Raw genomic sequence first — 15,365 nt, forward strand, 5'->3', positions numbered from 1 at the left:
CTCGTCCCCCTTGAGTAGTGACAACCGTACTTTATTGGTCGGATTTCTCGACATTGACTTTTAAAAAAAGAAGCCAGCGCTCTGTTGCATAGCAACGAGTGCCTAGAGTGTGTCACAGAGAAGAATTGGGTTCTTGAGCTTGGTGTTGACGAAAATCCTGAAGAATTGCCTCCGCTTCTGGCGGAATCTCAGTAACTAGGCGAATCGGAAACGCTTTTGTAGAAGCGAACTGGGCGTACTCCGGGGTGAGAAAGATGGCGTATTGGCTAGCCTCATCTATAAGTTGTGCTGCCATAGCAAGTGCGATCGCTTTCACGTAGTTACGAACATCAACGGCTTGTTCACCAACCACTTCACCACCTGTATAAAGTGTATCCAGTTGTCCTGCTTGGTCGGTCGTCGTGCTGGGGTCTTTGACACTGAGATGCGTACCACCAACAATCCCCACTAGCCATTTGGGTGAGGGCATCTTATCAAAACCAATAATCTGTTCGGTTAAAGCTGGGGTCGTTTTATCAGCGGATGCAGCAACAATTAAGGTAGGGACGGCGACTTGAGATAAGCCTGTTTCGCCAAATATCAGGGACGTGGTGGGAGAAAGAGCGATCGCTGCTTTAATCCTTGAATCTCGCAGTTGATAACGGTCTTCGGGAAGCCCCTCAGCAAAACATTGGGCAGTTTCCCCAAGACTAAACGCGAGAATATCCCCAGGACAGCGCTGTTTCAACTCGGTGAGTTGCAGTTGGGCACCAGCAACAGATAAAGCTGTAGCTGCTCCCAAAGAATACCCAACGACCATCACACGATCGCTTGCCAGTTTACCCTGGAGTGGAGAACTAGCATTTTGATTAAGCGTCTGAAGTTCATCAAGGACAAAGCTAATATCCTTCGGGCGATTTAAAAACTCCTCCGCTTCCAAGAGGGGAGCCTTTAACCTCAGAGCATTCCGGATGTGAGTCCCATTGCTCCCTGGATGTTCTAGCGCCACGACGACATAGCCATGCGAGGCAAGATGTTCTGCCAAGTAGCGCATATCAGTACGAACAGAACCCAAACCATGCGAAAAGACAATGAGAGGTTTGGTAGGAGAGGCTTCTGTTGACCAGTAAACATCAAGGGGAATTTCGCGCCCACGTTCTGCATCATTGAGGTTTAAAGAAAGCACCTGAACTGTCGCACGTCCTGGCTGGCTAGCATCAAACGGGACATCAATCTGGGAACGCCTCGGAGCAAGTTGAGGTGCGATCGCTGCCATAAATGCCTGAGTTTGCCAAAACGCTCCATTAAAGTTTTCAACAACCTCAAAGGCTTCATCTAAATTAAGTTCAAGGCGAGGCTTCGGATACGCTTCGATAAAGCTAATTAAAGACAATCCTTCAGGCGCATTGGCTCCCAAAACTAACGCAGTTTTCATCGCTTGCACCCCAACCCTATCCGCTCTTGGGGTAGCCCTAGCAAGCGCCGTGGCAAGCTCATCACCAACCTGAGTATTGAGGAAATTCCGAACATCCACAGCGTTGAGGTTGAATTTTGCCTGAAGTGCATTGGTGATTTGACGGCGTTCCTTGGCAGACAAAATCCGCGCTAAATCTTCCAGATTTAGTGGAGTTGTTTCAGTACCTACCAGGGTTTTCAAATCAGCAACATCAATTGATTCACTCTCTTGAGAGCGCCGCAACACAAGGGTTTCAGCCGCTTGTACCGAGGTAGTCACTCCGTTGAGGCTAAACAAGGCGCTAAGCGTCAATACCATAACTCCGGCACAGCGAATGATTCTTCCATCAAACATTTATGTTTATCTCGTGTTTATCTGTCGTCTTTTATCTCCTATCCAGCTTTCGGGTTGCTTCTTCAGTCAGTAGAATTACCCTTAAAGAGATATTTTTTGAGAACACCAGTCTAGCTTCTCTTCCTGGCACTACTCCCCTACATTTTTTAGGGCTTCATCCAGCAGAACCCGCACAATTTCAGCCTTTCTCTTTCCTGTCCTCGCTGCCAAAATAGACAGCTTCCGATGCATCGACGTGGATAAATCAACCGTGAAGCGTACTGTCGCTTCTCTAGGTTGCGCTTGAAACCGATTCATCAACGGCGACGGATTGACGTTTTTTTTCGTTGCACCTGATGTCACACTTGTTGAACTTTGTGCGGTAATGCTTTTGCTATCAGTTTCTGAGTCTTGTTCCGGAGACGACTCAGGTGGCGTGGCTTCCGGTGGTGGCTCTTGGACTATCTGTGGCGACTTCTCACCGTAGATAAACTGCTCTGCTAAAGCATCATTCAGAGGTTTCCGACTTCTTTTAGGACTCATAACAATGCCAAAATTTCTTTGAACAATCGCTCATATTCTTGCCCTGACTCTTTAGCTGGACGACTGGGTAAATCCCAAACGGTTGCGGACTGACCACTGGTGTCTGCGATCGCTTGTTTTTGATGAATTACGGTTTTGAGCATGGTGACTTCAGGGGTTTGGCTCAAAAGTGCGATCGCTTCATCTTTGAGCTTGGTGCCTTTCACCGCTCGTGAGAGAAACACTGCCGCCGCCGGAGGACCCCCTCGTACTGACTGCGCCTGCTTGATTAATCTCACCGCTTCAGATGCCGAACGCAAGTCAACACCAGTTGGCTGTACGGGAATAATCGCCAAATCAGCACGAAACAAAATTGCCCTAGTCGCTTCTGCAAGAGAAGCAGGTCCATCAACAACCAACTGGCTACACTGCTTCGCTAACTCTGGGATTTGCTCTAGCAAATCATCAGGTGTCTGCACCACTTTGTGGGGGATTGGCGACTCCATGCCCTCTAACCACCCTGAGCTAGACTGCTGAGCATCAGCATCAACCAGAAGCACCTTCGTTTTCTTCTTTGTTGCTAGCCAGTAGCTGAAATGTACGGCTGTCGTAGTTTTGCCACAGCCACCCTTTTGATTAATTAGGGCAATGATGGTCATATAAGCGTACTTACTGCTTTACTTACTTACTGACTTACTTACTGCATTATGGCAGTACTTCAGTAATGCAGTAAATAAGCATTTAAAGCATCTTCGTAAACTGGACATCCAGGAACACCAATACAACGAGACATCGTTGAGCTTTAGCTTCACCTTTCTTGCTTAAGTACTTAACTACTGCATTACTGAGTTACTGTTTTAAGTATTTAAGCCCCTTTATAAACCTGTTTTTGCCTGAATTTCTGTAGGAGCGCTGCATCTTGTGCCTTTTAAGATTTCGGTTTTGACGATAGGTTTGATAGCCACACCAGAAGCCACACCACCCAGTCCTCCTGTGGTGCAACAAAAAAAATACCCTCTCACCTGTCAGTGGAAAGGGCATCGTGAATGGTGTGAGGAGCAAGCACAAAACTTATGTTTGCTACTTAAATAAAGTGTACTGGACGGATGTGACGACTTTATGACAACTAGATAGCAATAATGCGATCGCGCTTTTTCTTCCCCACCACTGCCTTACTCGTTCCGTCCCTTGGACATGATCTAGGAAAGATACAAGAAAACTTCCTCTCCTTCAGCATCCGGCTTAAATGGGGAGCCTGACTCAATTACTTAATTACACCTTTACTGCATTACTGAATAAATTAAAGCTAGGTTGAATTTAATCCTTATGCATCTCACAATATCGAGAGGAAGGCAAGCCCTAATTGGCTAGTTTTTAGAAGTGTCCCTTATTTAACTTCCTGCCGTCACGAAATAATAAGCAAGGAGGCAAAAGCTGCTGTGGCTTTTCGCGAAGTGTCAGTCCAAGCCCCATATAGCGCTGGACTCCGGTGAAACTAGATTCAATCAGATCGCAACGTCTACCGGAGAAATTAACCATGACGACTATACCCGCTCTTATCTTTTTAGCCGCGTATTTCCTCTTGATTGCTGAGGCATTGTTTCCTAAACGAGAGACAAATAAAACATCTCAACAAGAGTTAGGAGAAGCGATCGCAAAATATCTCTCCGAGAACAACTCAGAGAAGAAAGTCAAATAACAACCTGTTGAACGTGCTTGGCTTTTGAGTAGTGAAAGTCACATAATGAGAGCGTAAGGGGCACCAGATAGCTTCTCTCCAGCCTCCTCCGCTACTAAGCATTGCAACTCTACCACAAGAAACTTTTTAGTTTGTCTCATCCCTAGTAAATAAATCTCTTGGATTATTCCTTACGGGAACAACACTTTATTTCGTGAGGGAGATAGAAGAGGAAGATCAGAACTGATACCTTGTAATTGTCGATGAGAGACGTTTTTACAAAACAGTTTTATGAACATTCTTGCTTGGGTAGTTTTAGGTCTTATTGCTGGTGCGATCGCAAAAGCTCTTTATCCTGGTCGCCAAGGTGGTGGAATTTTTTCAACAATCTTATTAGGAATTGTCGGGGCATTTCTCGGTGGAACTTTAGCAACAATTCTCACTACGGGGAGTTTCTCACTGGCAGCGACAAGTCTTAGTATTCCAGGAGTTATTCTGGCTGTTTTAGGCGCACTTCTCACCGTTTTCATCTGGAATATGTTTAACCGCCGCACTGTTTAACTAATATCTGAATAAGAACTTACTAATTTCCGCTCAATAAGTTGTTGTTGAACACCCTCATAAACAAGCCGTTAGCTATGACTACTGAGGGTCTTCTGACAACAAAAAATATAAGTCTCATACCGCTTTGGCTCAAACTACGACCCAAGGCGGTATGACTCTTGTGAAGTACTTCGGCATACTTCGTTGAAGCTGTATCGCTTCTAAAAGCAAAACCTTCGTTTCTTGTCCCAACCGCCAGTGCCTTCAAAGAGCGGTTCTAAGAAAGGTCTCACCTAGCCTCCACAGGCAGCAACCCGCCTTCCGCAGGTTGAAGAGATTCTTTACTTTGCCGCTTGGTTTTCGCGGTCTGTGGTTGGAGTGCCAACCGAATAAATAATACGCTTAATAGGTGTAAGTTTTATCTTTTACTTGTCTTGAAATTGAGCCACCAACCAAGCAACTACCTGAGATTGGTCGGTTCTATAGCTACAGTTAGTTAGCCCATTTAAGGGAATTCCTTTAAGCCCACAGAACAAGTTAACCGCTAAGATGACAACGGTGTTATCGCGGGAATGGCTGGAACCGATACTCACTTCAATTCGTAACTGTCCGTTGTCGTAGTAGCACTTGGCTTTTTCGTAGGCTGGATCGGAAGCAATCTCTTTAAATTGCTCCCAAGTTGCTGTAACCCATTCATCAGTTTGTATTTGGGTTTTTAGGGCATTCATCAACGCGATCGCACGGTGCAAGATGTCTCAAGCATGACACATCTACACAATCCTCAAGGCGATCACACCTATTCCTCTTTTACCTATGCATCTCGGTTTGACCCCTCCCCCAGCCCCTCCCCTAAGAGGAGAGGGGAGCAAAACCTAGAGAGAGTCGAAAATCCGGCTCCCCCTTCCCTGCAAGGGAAGGGGGCTGGGGGGTTAGGTCAAACTTACTGATTTACTGCGTTACTGCATTGTAGAAAAGTTGACGAAACTTGCATTCAATCAGGTTCTGGCGAAAGTCCAAGAAAGGAAGTCTGCAAGCTATCTACTTAGGAAACCGTGAAAATACTGAATTAACTTAATAAGACTCAAAAAAAATTCAGTAAATTCATTATTACTTAGGCTTTCCTAAGCCGTTATATTCAGAACTACAGCAGCCAGGGAGTACAGGCAATGAATAAGGAAATATTGGCAAACAGCCCCGAAAGCAATACTACTGTAAGTCCTTGGAATCCTCTTATTCCCACCAAGAGAGATATAGTACGAACTGAAGAACTGGCTTCAAAAAATGCTGCTACAGCCGGAATCTTGAGCTTTATTTTTCCAATAGCTGGACTCATTTACTTAAATAGAGGAATCAACTCACTTAAGATTCTGGGCTATTTTTTTGCTGTCAGCTTCATGTTTAACTTAGTGACGGAAGCAGAAGCAAGTTCAAAAAGCTTTAACAATTTGCTGGGTCTGATAGGAACTGGAGCTATAACAGCCGAACAAGTAATGGCAGTTAACAAAGCTCGTCAGCGGCTACAAGAAAAAAACTCAGCCGCTTCAGCTTCTAGTTTCAATAAAACCGAAAAAGATTTCACTGGAGTTGGAACAAACCAAGAAGCTATAAACAGGCTGAAGCAACTTAAGGAAAAATATGAAGCCAGTGAAATTTCTGAGGAAGAATTCAAGCAACAAAAGCAAATAATTCTGAAATCTCTTTAATTCTCAGTCATTTAGAGGTTGTTAATCTAAAAGGAGCTACTAACCATGAATAAGTTTCTCGGTAATCTGGGTCGGGCAATTAATGAAGGATTTTCGGAAGTATCAACTCAAACCTCAGCCGAAGCCCAAAGAAATGAAGAACTTTCTAATTTAGAGGTCAAAATTAAGGAAATTGATCTTAAAATTGAGAAAAGATATACCCTGCTAGGGCAAACAGTTGCTGATTCTCTAAGAAAAACTGAGCCTGTTAATCAAGAGTTTCTTGTACCTTTATTTATTCCTATCAAGGAACTAGATTGGGAGCGAAAGCAACTTTTAGAAGTCATCAAAGAAATCAAAGCTAAGCAAGCCGATCAACTGAAAGCACAAGAATTAATTATAGCAAAGAAGCAAGTTCAGGATGAATTGCACAAACTCCAAGAACTCAAAGAGATGGGAGTGATTGACGTAGAAGAATTTGAAGTTACAGAAGCTAAGTTAAACAAGCGAGTCAATAACTTTGAAAAGCTTTACAACTTAAAAATTGCCTTTGAGCGAAATTTGATTAACCGAGATGAATATCTAAGCCGAAAAGCAATGCTTGAGTAATAAAAAAGTGTCTGAAAAGTCATCAAGGTGATGTTAGGTTTCTGACTGTTGAATGTTTACAGCATGAGCCGCCTTTAGTAGGCGGTTTTTTTTATTGGTTGCATTGTGTTTAAAAGGCGCAATTATGTAAGCCCTCACCCCTCATCGTTGCCTACTTCTTCTCAGGCTCTGGATCAGGCAGCGACCTGATAAACTCTCGCAGGATTTCTGTCTTACCTCTGTGAGTCTTTTTACAAAATGCTTCTAGCCGCTCATACTCCGACACAGGCAGCTTGAATGTAACTCTCTTTATCTCGTCGCTTGTCATATTAGTGCATATAGGATACAGTTTATTTGTTAGTCATATACATCCCAAGTACAGCCAATAAAACAAATAAGAGAGACGTAAAATTGTCCGCACCTGAGAGAGCCATTCAGCTTTACCCAGGACAGAACCTTTGTCCATATCAAAAAACGCCAAGCAAAGGCATACCAGTAATTCTGGCAATAATGCCCTAACTCTGACCTCAGATTAACAACTGTCCAGCCGCAAGCAATGCGTCTGGCACAGCTCATCTTAAGCATACGCCCGTGGACGCTTCTTACCCAAGCCCCACCAGCACTGCTCTACCCTCTATAAAATGACAAATATTTATACTGACTCACCCCCCCAGGAACCCAACCTATGTCAACATAGCCAACAACGGCTCCCATCAACATTTCTACAACCAAAATACTGGTTTAACCAACTAGTAGAACACAGCTACACAGACGATGAGACAGGAAAAACCTACCATAGCATTGGTGTTGTTGTAGGACTTACCCTAAACCTTCCAGGTTGGAACCTTCCAGGCTGGGTTTACTTCATCAAATTCCTCTGGAGTGACAGCACCACTCCTCAACTTCCATTCATCGACGAAGTTGGCGAGTCAGACTTGCAGCCAGTCCTCTTTAATTGACGAGTCGCCTGTAGAAGCGTCTTGAAGTAAACATCCCACATCCTTCGAGAAACTCCTGTACCCTCAAAGCACACTAATTGCCACCATGCTCAAAAGCAAAATTCACGTACTCACCAACATCCAAGGGCTATTTTTACTAGTGTACGAAGACGCTCAAGGACACAAATTTGAAGCACTTTCTCCAAACGGCGAAGTCTACCGTCACGGCGAAATCTATTACAACGCCGCAAGTGCAAAAGCAAAAGGCAGGCTGTGGATTCAGCAATTGATGACCGAGGACTTTTGAAACCCCTGCCTTCGCTCCAGCCCGCTAGAGCCTAAAGTCAAATGGCACTACGAGAAGCAAGGTGGGGAAGGTGGGGCAGAAATTACTTCCTCATCTCCCCCATCTCTCTTAACTAAGTGCCATTCGGTTAAACCCCCTGGCAGACAACAGGGGCAAGAGTTAATTGAACTCCCGAAAAACCCTCCATTCAATATCACAACTTCCACAAAACATTATGTTCTTCTTACCTTTAAATGCAGTAACTACTGCCTTACTTAATAACTTAAGTAAATACTGCATTAAGTACTGAATGCAGTAATTGTAATCTTTGAACTATCGGTTACTCAATCACAAAGCAAACACACTATTATCTGCTATGCTGTTATCACAACGCTCGGCTAGACAACACGCATCTGGGAACTCAAATGATGGCAAATGTCCAGAAGCAACAAATGCTGGAAAGGGACGACTATCTCAGGTTTCGGTTACCTGAAGCACTTAAGGAAAGGTTCAAACTCTATTGCTACCTGAAGGGCATTACCATGTCTGACACCGTCAGGGAAATGATTGAAGACGTTCTCAGCAAGGAGAACTTGGAAGAACTGTTGCAGGAAAAGCTGTTACAGGAAAAACACAGAGACATTCCTAAAGACTTGCCCGATGAGTAACTAACGCTCCCCGTAGCTAAAAGCTTGGTTGAGCACTCGAAAGAGAGGAACAAGAGCGTCTCGCTTGCTTTGACAATCTACCCAACGCGAGAAGCCTCTTATCATTTTCCCCGTTTATCTTGTATACCTAGTTATCACAAGCTAATATTTCTCTAGCTTTCTTTAACAAAACTGGTAATCCAAGAAAACTTCATAGTCTCTCAATCCCTGCCCGCTAAGAAGCCCAATACCTAACCAAGACAACAGGAGACAAAACAATGAAAAGCCAAACCTAGAGACTAACCAATAGTTAAAGGCTGGCGCTGCCCTCAGTTTTTTTTGCCCAAACCGAGCAGCGAACCAGCCCTGTAAATGAAAGCACCCACGCAGCTAAGAACTGAACGTGGACACCTCCAAGATATGAAACTTTCTGTAGTTAATTCTACCTCAAGACAAGGCAGAGTTTCCAGCCTCCCCTTCACTTCATCGGCTGTCTCCCCCTTGTCTACCTCGAAAATTCCACCAACCTTGCACTTCAGATTCCCAAGGCTAGGTGGAATTGAGCAACATTCTCACAACCAGCACAGCGTTGAGACGTACCTGTTGGAACCGGCTACTCTTCAAGCCCTCCCAAGCAGCACGCCGAATCAACAACACAACGGCACAGCAAAACAGTACGACCAACAACAGGCGCTTGCGTTAGCTCATCAGGGATACCTCAGCAGTCCCCTCCAACAACCAATTGCTGACGTGTACACAGCTAGTCAGGGGGGCAAGTGAAATGGTACAGACTCCAATCAAGCCAAGTGCGCCACAAGAACGCCAAGAAGTTATTGACTGGCTAATTGCTCACAACTACCCAGTACTACCCATTGCCCCAGCCCAAGATGCAAAAAAGCATCCAAAAATCGTCAAGACTCATCCTGAACAAGGTGTTTGGGCACACTGCCCTCTCACAGAAGAGCTTCAGCCGATACAGCTCTACACTGGCAAAAATCCTTCCTACTTAGATCGTGACGGCTTTCCTCATTTAATCAATCATCGGCAGTATCAAACCCGACTCCCACGAGACGCAGATCTAGAACTTTGGTTTGCCAACCCAGAAAACGGTGTAGGAACGCTAGGCGGCTGGAACGATACAGTCTGGCTCGATTTTGACGTTAAACAGTTTCCCTCTCAGGAAGAGTGCGATGCCGCTGTTACCTCAGTTCTGGAGCGAGTAAGAGCGTCGGGTGATACACCCCAACAACAAACATTGATTGAGCGATCGCATTCAGGCGGTTGGCGAATCGCCCTCAAGCTCGAACAGAAACCCAACTTTACTAACTTCTCCCTAACACCTGGCGGCGCTCATGTTGGCGAAGCCCTCTTTACCGGACGCTTTACGGTACTCGCTCCCACAATTGGCCCCAGTGGCAATCCTTACCAATCCATCAGCCGTGCTCTACCTGTGTATATAGACTCTTTATCCGCAATTGGAATTTACCCCACTAAAAAGGGGGGAAGGAAAGGAAACCAACAATTAGATCTAGGGAATGGACAATCCCCAATCCCTAATCCCCAATCCCCAATCCCTGGCAGTATCCCACTCGAATTGTTGGGTCACGATACCAGTCGCGACATTTTACAGGGCAAGTGTCGAACCGATGACCGCAGTGACGCTCTAGCAACAGCAATCCAAGAATGGTACGGCTGGCAGAACTGGGGAGACAACAACGGTATTCAAATTAGTGGCAACACTATAGCCCTAACCCATCAGGCTGGCTCTTTACTAGGACTAGATAGCGATCGCATTAACCGCATCCTCAAAACCATTGACCCGACATCTTGCCAGCCAGCGGCACTCTACCGTGGTGGCGAGGAGAGTTGTTGGCTGAAAATTCAGCGACTGGATAATGCCACCTTTGAAGCGAAATGTCCCGCTCACATCAAAGATGCCATCCGTAGAAACAAAGGCAATCACATCTCTACAGAACGCACTGACGCGGATGGTTGTGGTTCCGGTGGTGGACGCAATGGCGGAGGGAGTCCGAAGTGCGGTGGCAGCGAGAACTTTGACGGTAATGAAGACTCTCACGGCTCAGGCGGAGTTACATTACCCCAAAAAACGCCCTCTGAACTCACCGCAATCCGGAGCCAAATTAAAAACATCCTGATTCAAGATTTACCACCATCCGAACTGCAAACTGCCAAAATCCGAATCAGAAGAGCTTTCCCAGGAGTATCAGAACGAGAGGTTTCCCGACTCTTTGAAACCATTGAGCAGGAACTGGAGATTGAGGAATCAAGGGAGAATCGCCGCTCTGAAGTAGACAACCTCCTCAAACTCACCGACCAATCCCTCAACATTTCTGCGTTTCTCCCAGCAGACTTAGCTATTCCGCTTGAGGGACTCGCACAAGGACTCAATATTCGCCCTGAAGTTTGTCTCACCTCACTCTTGGTTGCCGTATCCAGTCTCCACAAAACTTCTACTGAGTTAGTCATCCACAAAGGTCAAGGCTTCAGCGTCCCGCCTACCATCTTTGCTGGGTTAGTCTCCGAATCCGGACAGAAAAAATCCCCAATCCTCAAAGCAATCATCAAAAAACCACTCGCTGTCCTCCAGCGGGAAAATCGCCTTGCCTTTGAAGAGGCACAAGCGAGGTATGACAAAGAAATTGCCGACTGGGAGAAATGTAAATCTGAGGAGCGTTCAAAAAAATTCCCAGAAGGCAAACCGAAAAAACCGCAACAGCGACTTTATTACTTCACCAACTCTACTGGCGAGGGACTTCTGTATCAGTTCCAAGCACATCCAGATAAAGGACTTCTGGCGTTGGTTGATGAACTGGTTGGATTATTTGCCTCTCAAAACAAATACAGTGGGGGACGTGGAAGCGATCGCCAAGACATCCTCTCAGCTTTCGACGGCACAGGAGCCACTATTCTTAGAGCGGCTGGAACCAAAGCCGATATCGAGGGCTTAAGTCTCTCAATCTGTGGCACCATCCAGCCAGAAGTTCTCAAGCGGCTAATGCGAGATTGCTCCGATCCAGACGGACAGTGGGCACGGTTTTTGTTTGTCAACCAGCCTCTGGCAGCAGCTACCCTAAACGATGATGATGGCTCTGGGTTAGACCTAACCGGGCGTCTCTTAAATTACTACCGCGCTATTGATCGACTACCAGCGAGAGAATATCGATTTTCACGAGAAGCATTTAAGCGTTATCAACCTGTCTATAACCAGCTAGAGCAGCTACGTGTCTCTCACCCCTTACCGGGAATGAGAGCAGTTTATTCCAAGATGGAAGGCTATATCGGGCGACTAGCGCTTAACCTCCATGTGCTCCATGAACTTGCCAACGGCAAGACTATCCCCGATGAAGAAATCCCACTGCAACCACTATTAAGTGCGATCGCATTAGCTAAGTTCTACATCGGTCAAGTCAAGCTTATCCACGCCAACTGTTCAACCGACTTGGGGGAAATGGCACCACACTTAGCAAAAATCGTGGAACTATCCAAACGCATGGATGCCACGACTGGCAACAGTTGGATTAAAGCAAAAGTCGTCCAGAGTGGATACGATAGCCGTCACCGTCCACGTCCTGACTCGATTCGCTCCTGGTTCAGGGAGTTAGAAGCACTCTCTCTAGGTCGTACCCAAGGGAGCGGAATCCGACTGGAGTATTCCTGGAAATTACCCGATCTTCCCTTTGATGAGCCAGACCCTCCACGGGATAAAAAAGTGGAGAAAAGTGGAGAAAAGTGGATAACCTCTCCACCGACTCAAAGGACGCAAAAACAAGGATTTCAAGAAAAAGTGGAGAAAGTGGATACCTTTCCACCTTCGGATTCGGGTACTGATGACGTTATCGGAGAAGAAAGTGGATTAATTTCACGTTCTGAATCTTCCTCGCCCCCACTCGACTCTGGAACAAGCCTATCTCCTACAGAAGATTCAATCTTGTGCGAGGGAACGGCTCACACCTATCAAGCTGAACCAAGAAAGGCAGAGGGCAGAGGGCAGAAGGCAGAAAAGATTTATCCCGGTGCCGATGGCACGAGCATAGGAGCGTCGGATTGTGGACAAGGCTCTCAATCCCCGTCTGACCGGAACTTTCTGCCCTCTGCCTGCTGCCTTCTGGCTTCCCTTGAAGAGGCTCAGGGATTTGAAGACTCTCAACTGATGTCGAATCTCACAGCAACTTCCTTAGCCTTGGAGAGTGACTCCACTCAATCTCCACTTTCTGGTAGTTCTCAATCTCTAATTACTAACTCTCACTCCACTTCTCCACTTTGGGGCTGTGATGACGCTAGAGCGTCATCCGAGGTGGTGGATAACCACTCCACTTTTTCTCCACCAGTGGATAACCACTCCACTTTTTCTGTTGGTGAGGAGCTAGATGTGAAAACTCCCCAGCCGGAAGCCATAGAACCAGCTACTAGTCGAGAATCATCAGAGACGATACATGCGGGAGTTCATTTGAAAGTGTTCCCTCTGAATCAGTCTGCTGTCTTGATAGACTCTCACTTGCAGGAGACTGGGGTAGAAGAGGGAGGAACGGTTGTCATTAATCCCACGGCACTGTCACAAAATCCCGACCTTCGAGAGACCTATAAACACGCCCTAGTCACCGTGGAGGAAGTTACACCACTATCGGGACTCGAAGAGAGTGAGCTACTCTCGCTTGTGACGGCGGCTGCGATTCAGGGACAGCGTTCATTTCTAGTGAAGTGGTTCTTACAGTCACCCAACACAGTGGTTGCGGCAAAACCCAAGTTGCGGTCAAACAAGATACAGAGGGATAAGGAAGACAAGGGAGACTTTGGGGAACAAGAAGGACAAGGGAGCAAAAACCTCCTCTTTGGCTCTGAGGCAAAGTCCTTATTTCCTGCCTCTGTGTGTCAAGTATCAGGACTGAATGCAACTTGGTATGAACCATCTACAACTCATATTGCTGCTGCTCCACAATTTCCGCTGACTTCCTACCTCAATAGTTCTACTTGCTCCGAATGGGAGGGGACGGCGTTTTCACCTCCCTGCTTAGAAGTTAAGGGTGTGCTGACCTTTGCTCCAGTGTGTCTCCCTTTTGTAGACCCCTTCAACGTTGATGTATTGGCGTTGGCGTTGGTGAAGTCTGGAGAGGAAGGTAAGTGTTGCGACTCCGTTGGCGATGACCCTTTAGCGAAGCAAAACCCCGTTCAGTGGGATGAAGTTCAGGGGACTGTCCTCAAAATAGGCGATCGCGTCTATTGGTCTAAATGTCCTGCACACTGTGAACAATTTGCCCCGTTTGAAATTACTGCCATTGATGGTGATTATGCCAAGCTTGACTTATTCAAGAAGCCTGTGTTGCTGACAGAGCTACACCGCAGCTCGTGAAGAGGAGTTCCTGGTTGGTTGGGATGATGAGGATGGGAAGAAACCCCATGAATAAATTTGGGGGGGAAGACATACACCAGGATGTATTAGAGACCGAGAGACTTTGTTTTCTAGCTCTAAGTATTTCTCCCTATCAATGGTTTAACACTCTCTCCATCTCTCCATTTTCTCAATACTCCATGTTCTTTCGGGTCAGGAGTTAGGGCACTCTACAAATGAACTTTATTCTCTTTCTAGAGTGACAATTAGCACTCATAAGTTGCAATTCCTTTCCTTGGCATTACAAACCCTGGCTTGCTATGATGCTGCTGTTTATGGCCACCTGGTTGCCGCACAACCGGAATATTTACAGAAATTCTTGAAGTTTTTACATGGAGAGTCCATCCATTTACCGTGTCTTTACAGTTGGCTTGTGCATTGACGATTAGGATAATTGTTTAGACAAATAATTATCAACTTTTCTCATCTGAATTTCTGTGTTCACGGTCTACCCAAGGTTACACACTAGTCGCCTTGAAAATTATGAGGTAATTACATGAAAGCAGTGATACTGGCTGGAGGTCTGGGTACTCGCATTAGTGAAGAAACTTCCGTTAGACCAAAGCCTATGGTAGAGGTTGGTGGTAAGCCAATTCTGTGGCACATCATGAAAAGCTATTCCGCTCATGGAATAGATGAATTTATCATCTGCTGCGGTTACAAAGGATACGTTATTAAGGAGTATTTTGCTAACTACTTTTTACACATGTCCGATGTCACCTTTGACATGCGATTTAACCAAATGAACGTCCATTCTGGTTATGCCGAACCTTGGAAAGTCACCTTAGTTGATACGGGTGAAAATACAATGACCGGAGGACGACTCAAGCGAGTAAAAGAGCATGTTGGCAAAGACACCTTCTGCTTCACCTATGGAGACGGTGTAAGTGCTGTCAATATCAAAGAGTTGATTGACTTTCATAAAGAGCAAAAGACTTTAGCAACATTGACGGCAACCCGGCCCGCCGGACGCTTTGGAGCGCTCGCCTTGGCAGAAGATGACAATAAAATCGCCAGTTTCCGTGAGAAGCAAGATGGAGACGGGGCTTGGATTAATGGTGGTTATTTTATCTTAGAGCCAGAAGTCATTGACTATATAGCAGATGATGCCACCGTGTGGGAAAAAGAGCCATTAGAAAAGCTTGCTGAAAGTAACCAACTTTCGGCTTACAAACACAGTGGTTTTTGGCAACCCATGGATACTTTACGAGATAAAAATTATCTTGAAGACCTCTGGAAGAGTGGTAAAGCCCCTTGGAAGGTTTGGTAAGCCAAAATTTAAAGCGTCAAGAACGATTCGTACACT

General features: G+C 45.8%; 18 protein-coding genes. 12 read left to right on the top strand and 6 right to left on the bottom strand.

The window, feature by feature from the left end; all coding sequences use genetic code 11:
• Positions 1–112: 112 nt before the first annotated feature.
• The 3 genes from AC5JL3_RS21330 to AC5JL3_RS21340 form a co-directional block, all read right to left on the bottom strand.
• Complete coding sequence (locus AC5JL3_RS21330; RefSeq protein ID WP_496076387.1) at positions 113–1,789, bottom strand: alpha/beta hydrolase; 1,677 nt, start codon at positions 1,787–1,789, stop codon at positions 113–115.
• 129 nt (positions 1,790–1,918) lie between these two features.
• Positions 1,919–2,311 (bottom strand): hypothetical protein, encoded by a 393-nt coding sequence (locus tag AC5JL3_RS21335; RefSeq protein ID WP_496076388.1) that lies wholly within the window; start codon positions 2,309–2,311, stop codon positions 1,919–1,921.
• Positions 2,308–2,949, bottom strand: coding sequence for an AAA family ATPase (locus tag AC5JL3_RS21340; protein WP_496076389.1), 642 nt, complete (start codon positions 2,947–2,949; stop codon positions 2,308–2,310). Before AC5JL3_RS21340 ends, AC5JL3_RS21335 begins: the two co-directional genes overlap by 4 nt.
• 262 nt (positions 2,950–3,211) lie before the next feature.
• Here AC5JL3_RS21340 and AC5JL3_RS21345 point away from each other — a divergent pair, with 262 nt between their 5' ends.
• Positions 3,212–3,382 (top strand): hypothetical protein, encoded by a 171-nt coding sequence (locus tag AC5JL3_RS21345; RefSeq protein WP_496076390.1) that lies wholly within the window; start codon positions 3,212–3,214, stop codon positions 3,380–3,382.
• Positions 3,383–3,664: 282 nt separating this feature from the next.
• Here AC5JL3_RS21345 and AC5JL3_RS21350 read toward each other — a convergent pair whose 3' ends face one another.
• Positions 3,665–3,829: a hypothetical protein gene (locus tag AC5JL3_RS21350; RefSeq protein ID WP_496076391.1), complete on the bottom strand. Its 165-nt coding sequence runs from the start codon at positions 3,827–3,829 to the stop codon at positions 3,665–3,667.
• Between AC5JL3_RS21350 and AC5JL3_RS21355 the strand changes: the two genes are divergently transcribed.
• Positions 3,828–3,989 carry a hypothetical protein gene (locus AC5JL3_RS21355; RefSeq protein WP_192216784.1) on the top strand — a complete coding sequence of 54 codons (162 nt, stop codon included), beginning with the start codon at positions 3,828–3,830 and terminating at the stop codon, positions 3,987–3,989. The two genes, AC5JL3_RS21350 and AC5JL3_RS21355, sit on opposite strands and share 2 nt — an antisense overlap.
• Before the next feature lie 270 nt (positions 3,990–4,259).
• Complete coding sequence (locus AC5JL3_RS21360) at positions 4,260–4,529, top strand: GlsB/YeaQ/YmgE family stress response membrane protein (RefSeq protein ID WP_496076392.1); 270 nt, start codon at positions 4,260–4,262, stop codon at positions 4,527–4,529.
• Positions 4,530–4,936: 407 nt separating this feature from the next.
• Here AC5JL3_RS21360 and AC5JL3_RS21365 read toward each other — a convergent pair whose 3' ends face one another.
• Entirely contained in the window at positions 4,937–5,260 is a 324-nt protein-coding gene (locus tag AC5JL3_RS21365; protein WP_496076393.1) for a hypothetical protein, read from the bottom strand.
• A 12-nt stretch (positions 5,261–5,272) separates the two neighbouring features.
• Here AC5JL3_RS21365 and AC5JL3_RS21370 point away from each other — a divergent pair, with 12 nt between their 5' ends.
• The 3 genes from AC5JL3_RS21370 (at position 5,273) to AC5JL3_RS21380 (ending at position 6,802) form a co-directional block, all read left to right on the top strand.
• Entirely contained in the window at positions 5,273–5,458 is a 186-nt protein-coding gene (locus AC5JL3_RS21370) for a hypothetical protein (protein WP_496076394.1), read from the top strand.
• A 219-nt stretch (positions 5,459–5,677) separates the two neighbouring features.
• Entirely contained in the window at positions 5,678–6,214 is a 537-nt protein-coding gene (locus AC5JL3_RS21375; RefSeq protein ID WP_496076395.1) for an SHOCT domain-containing protein, read from the top strand.
• A gap of 45 nt (positions 6,215–6,259) precedes the next feature.
• Complete coding sequence (locus AC5JL3_RS21380; protein WP_496076396.1) at positions 6,260–6,802, top strand: SHOCT domain-containing protein; 543 nt, start codon at positions 6,260–6,262, stop codon at positions 6,800–6,802.
• Between the two features lie 151 nt (positions 6,803–6,953).
• Here the strand turns inward: AC5JL3_RS21380 and AC5JL3_RS21385 are convergent, their stop codons facing one another.
• On the bottom strand, positions 6,954–7,109 hold the full coding sequence (locus AC5JL3_RS21385; RefSeq protein WP_496076397.1) for a ribbon-helix-helix domain-containing protein: 156 nt from the start codon (positions 7,107–7,109) through the stop codon (positions 6,954–6,956).
• Positions 7,110–7,422: 313 nt separating this feature from the next.
• Here AC5JL3_RS21385 and AC5JL3_RS21390 point away from each other — a divergent pair, with 313 nt between their 5' ends.
• The 6 genes from AC5JL3_RS21390 to rfbF all read left to right on the top strand — a co-directional run bounded on the left by AC5JL3_RS21390 (position 7,423) and on the right by rfbF (position 15,329).
• Entirely contained in the window at positions 7,423–7,740 is a 318-nt protein-coding gene (locus tag AC5JL3_RS21390) for a hypothetical protein (RefSeq protein ID WP_496076398.1), read from the top strand.
• 85 nt (positions 7,741–7,825) lie between these two features.
• Positions 7,826–8,026, top strand: coding sequence for a hypothetical protein (locus AC5JL3_RS21395; RefSeq protein ID WP_192216779.1), 201 nt, complete (start codon positions 7,826–7,828; stop codon positions 8,024–8,026).
• A 404-nt stretch (positions 8,027–8,430) separates the two neighbouring features.
• Complete coding sequence (locus AC5JL3_RS21400) at positions 8,431–8,673, top strand: hypothetical protein (RefSeq protein ID WP_192216778.1); 243 nt, start codon at positions 8,431–8,433, stop codon at positions 8,671–8,673.
• A 351-nt stretch (positions 8,674–9,024) separates the two neighbouring features.
• A complete protein-coding gene (locus AC5JL3_RS21405) occupies positions 9,025–9,432 on the top strand; it encodes a hypothetical protein (protein ID WP_496076399.1) in 408 nt (135 codons plus the stop codon).
• Between the two features lies 1 nt (position 9,433).
• On the top strand, positions 9,434–14,020 hold the full coding sequence (locus tag AC5JL3_RS21410; RefSeq protein WP_496076400.1) for a DUF3987 domain-containing protein: 4,587 nt from the start codon (positions 9,434–9,436) through the stop codon (positions 14,018–14,020).
• A gap of 535 nt (positions 14,021–14,555) precedes the next feature.
• On the top strand, positions 14,556–15,329 hold the full coding sequence (gene rfbF / locus AC5JL3_RS21415) for a glucose-1-phosphate cytidylyltransferase (protein ID WP_496076401.1): 774 nt from the start codon (positions 14,556–14,558) through the stop codon (positions 15,327–15,329).
• The last annotated feature ends 36 nt before the right edge of the window (positions 15,330–15,365 follow it).

Source organism: Symplocastrum torsivum, assembly GCF_059505465.1.

What these genes read in the sequence shown, in the direction of transcription:
- AC5JL3_RS21330 (WP_496076387.1), bottom strand. Translation starts at nt 1,789, where the DNA reads ATGTTTGATGGAAGAATCATTCGCTGTGCCGGAGTTATGGTATTGACG.
- AC5JL3_RS21335 (WP_496076388.1), bottom strand. Translation starts at nt 2,311, where the DNA reads ATGAGTCCTAAAAGAAGTCGGAAACCTCTGAATGATGCTTTAGCAGAG.
- AC5JL3_RS21340 (WP_496076389.1), bottom strand. Translation starts at nt 2,949, where the DNA reads ATGACCATCATTGCCCTAATTAATCAAAAGGGTGGCTGTGGCAAAACT.
- AC5JL3_RS21355 (WP_192216784.1), top strand. Translation starts at nt 3,828, where the DNA reads ATGACGACTATACCCGCTCTTATCTTTTTAGCCGCGTATTTCCTCTTG.
- AC5JL3_RS21350 (WP_496076391.1), bottom strand. Translation starts at nt 3,829, where the DNA reads ATGGTTAATTTCTCCGGTAGACGTTGCGATCTGATTGAATCTAGTTTC.
- AC5JL3_RS21360 (WP_496076392.1), top strand. Translation starts at nt 4,260, where the DNA reads ATGAACATTCTTGCTTGGGTAGTTTTAGGTCTTATTGCTGGTGCGATC.
- AC5JL3_RS21370 (WP_496076394.1), top strand. Translation starts at nt 5,273, where the DNA reads ATGACACATCTACACAATCCTCAAGGCGATCACACCTATTCCTCTTTT.
- AC5JL3_RS21375 (WP_496076395.1), top strand. Translation starts at nt 5,678, where the DNA reads ATGAATAAGGAAATATTGGCAAACAGCCCCGAAAGCAATACTACTGTA.
- AC5JL3_RS21380 (WP_496076396.1), top strand. Translation starts at nt 6,260, where the DNA reads ATGAATAAGTTTCTCGGTAATCTGGGTCGGGCAATTAATGAAGGATTT.
- AC5JL3_RS21385 (WP_496076397.1), bottom strand. Translation starts at nt 7,109, where the DNA reads ATGACAAGCGACGAGATAAAGAGAGTTACATTCAAGCTGCCTGTGTCG.
- AC5JL3_RS21390 (WP_496076398.1), top strand. Translation starts at nt 7,423, where the DNA reads ATGACAAATATTTATACTGACTCACCCCCCCAGGAACCCAACCTATGT.
- AC5JL3_RS21395 (WP_192216779.1), top strand. Translation starts at nt 7,826, where the DNA reads ATGCTCAAAAGCAAAATTCACGTACTCACCAACATCCAAGGGCTATTT.
- AC5JL3_RS21400 (WP_192216778.1), top strand. Translation starts at nt 8,431, where the DNA reads ATGATGGCAAATGTCCAGAAGCAACAAATGCTGGAAAGGGACGACTAT.
- AC5JL3_RS21405 (WP_496076399.1), top strand. Translation starts at nt 9,025, where the DNA reads ATGAAAGCACCCACGCAGCTAAGAACTGAACGTGGACACCTCCAAGAT.
- AC5JL3_RS21410 (WP_496076400.1), top strand. Translation starts at nt 9,434, where the DNA reads ATGGTACAGACTCCAATCAAGCCAAGTGCGCCACAAGAACGCCAAGAA.
- rfbF (WP_496076401.1), top strand. Translation starts at nt 14,556, where the DNA reads ATGAAAGCAGTGATACTGGCTGGAGGTCTGGGTACTCGCATTAGTGAA.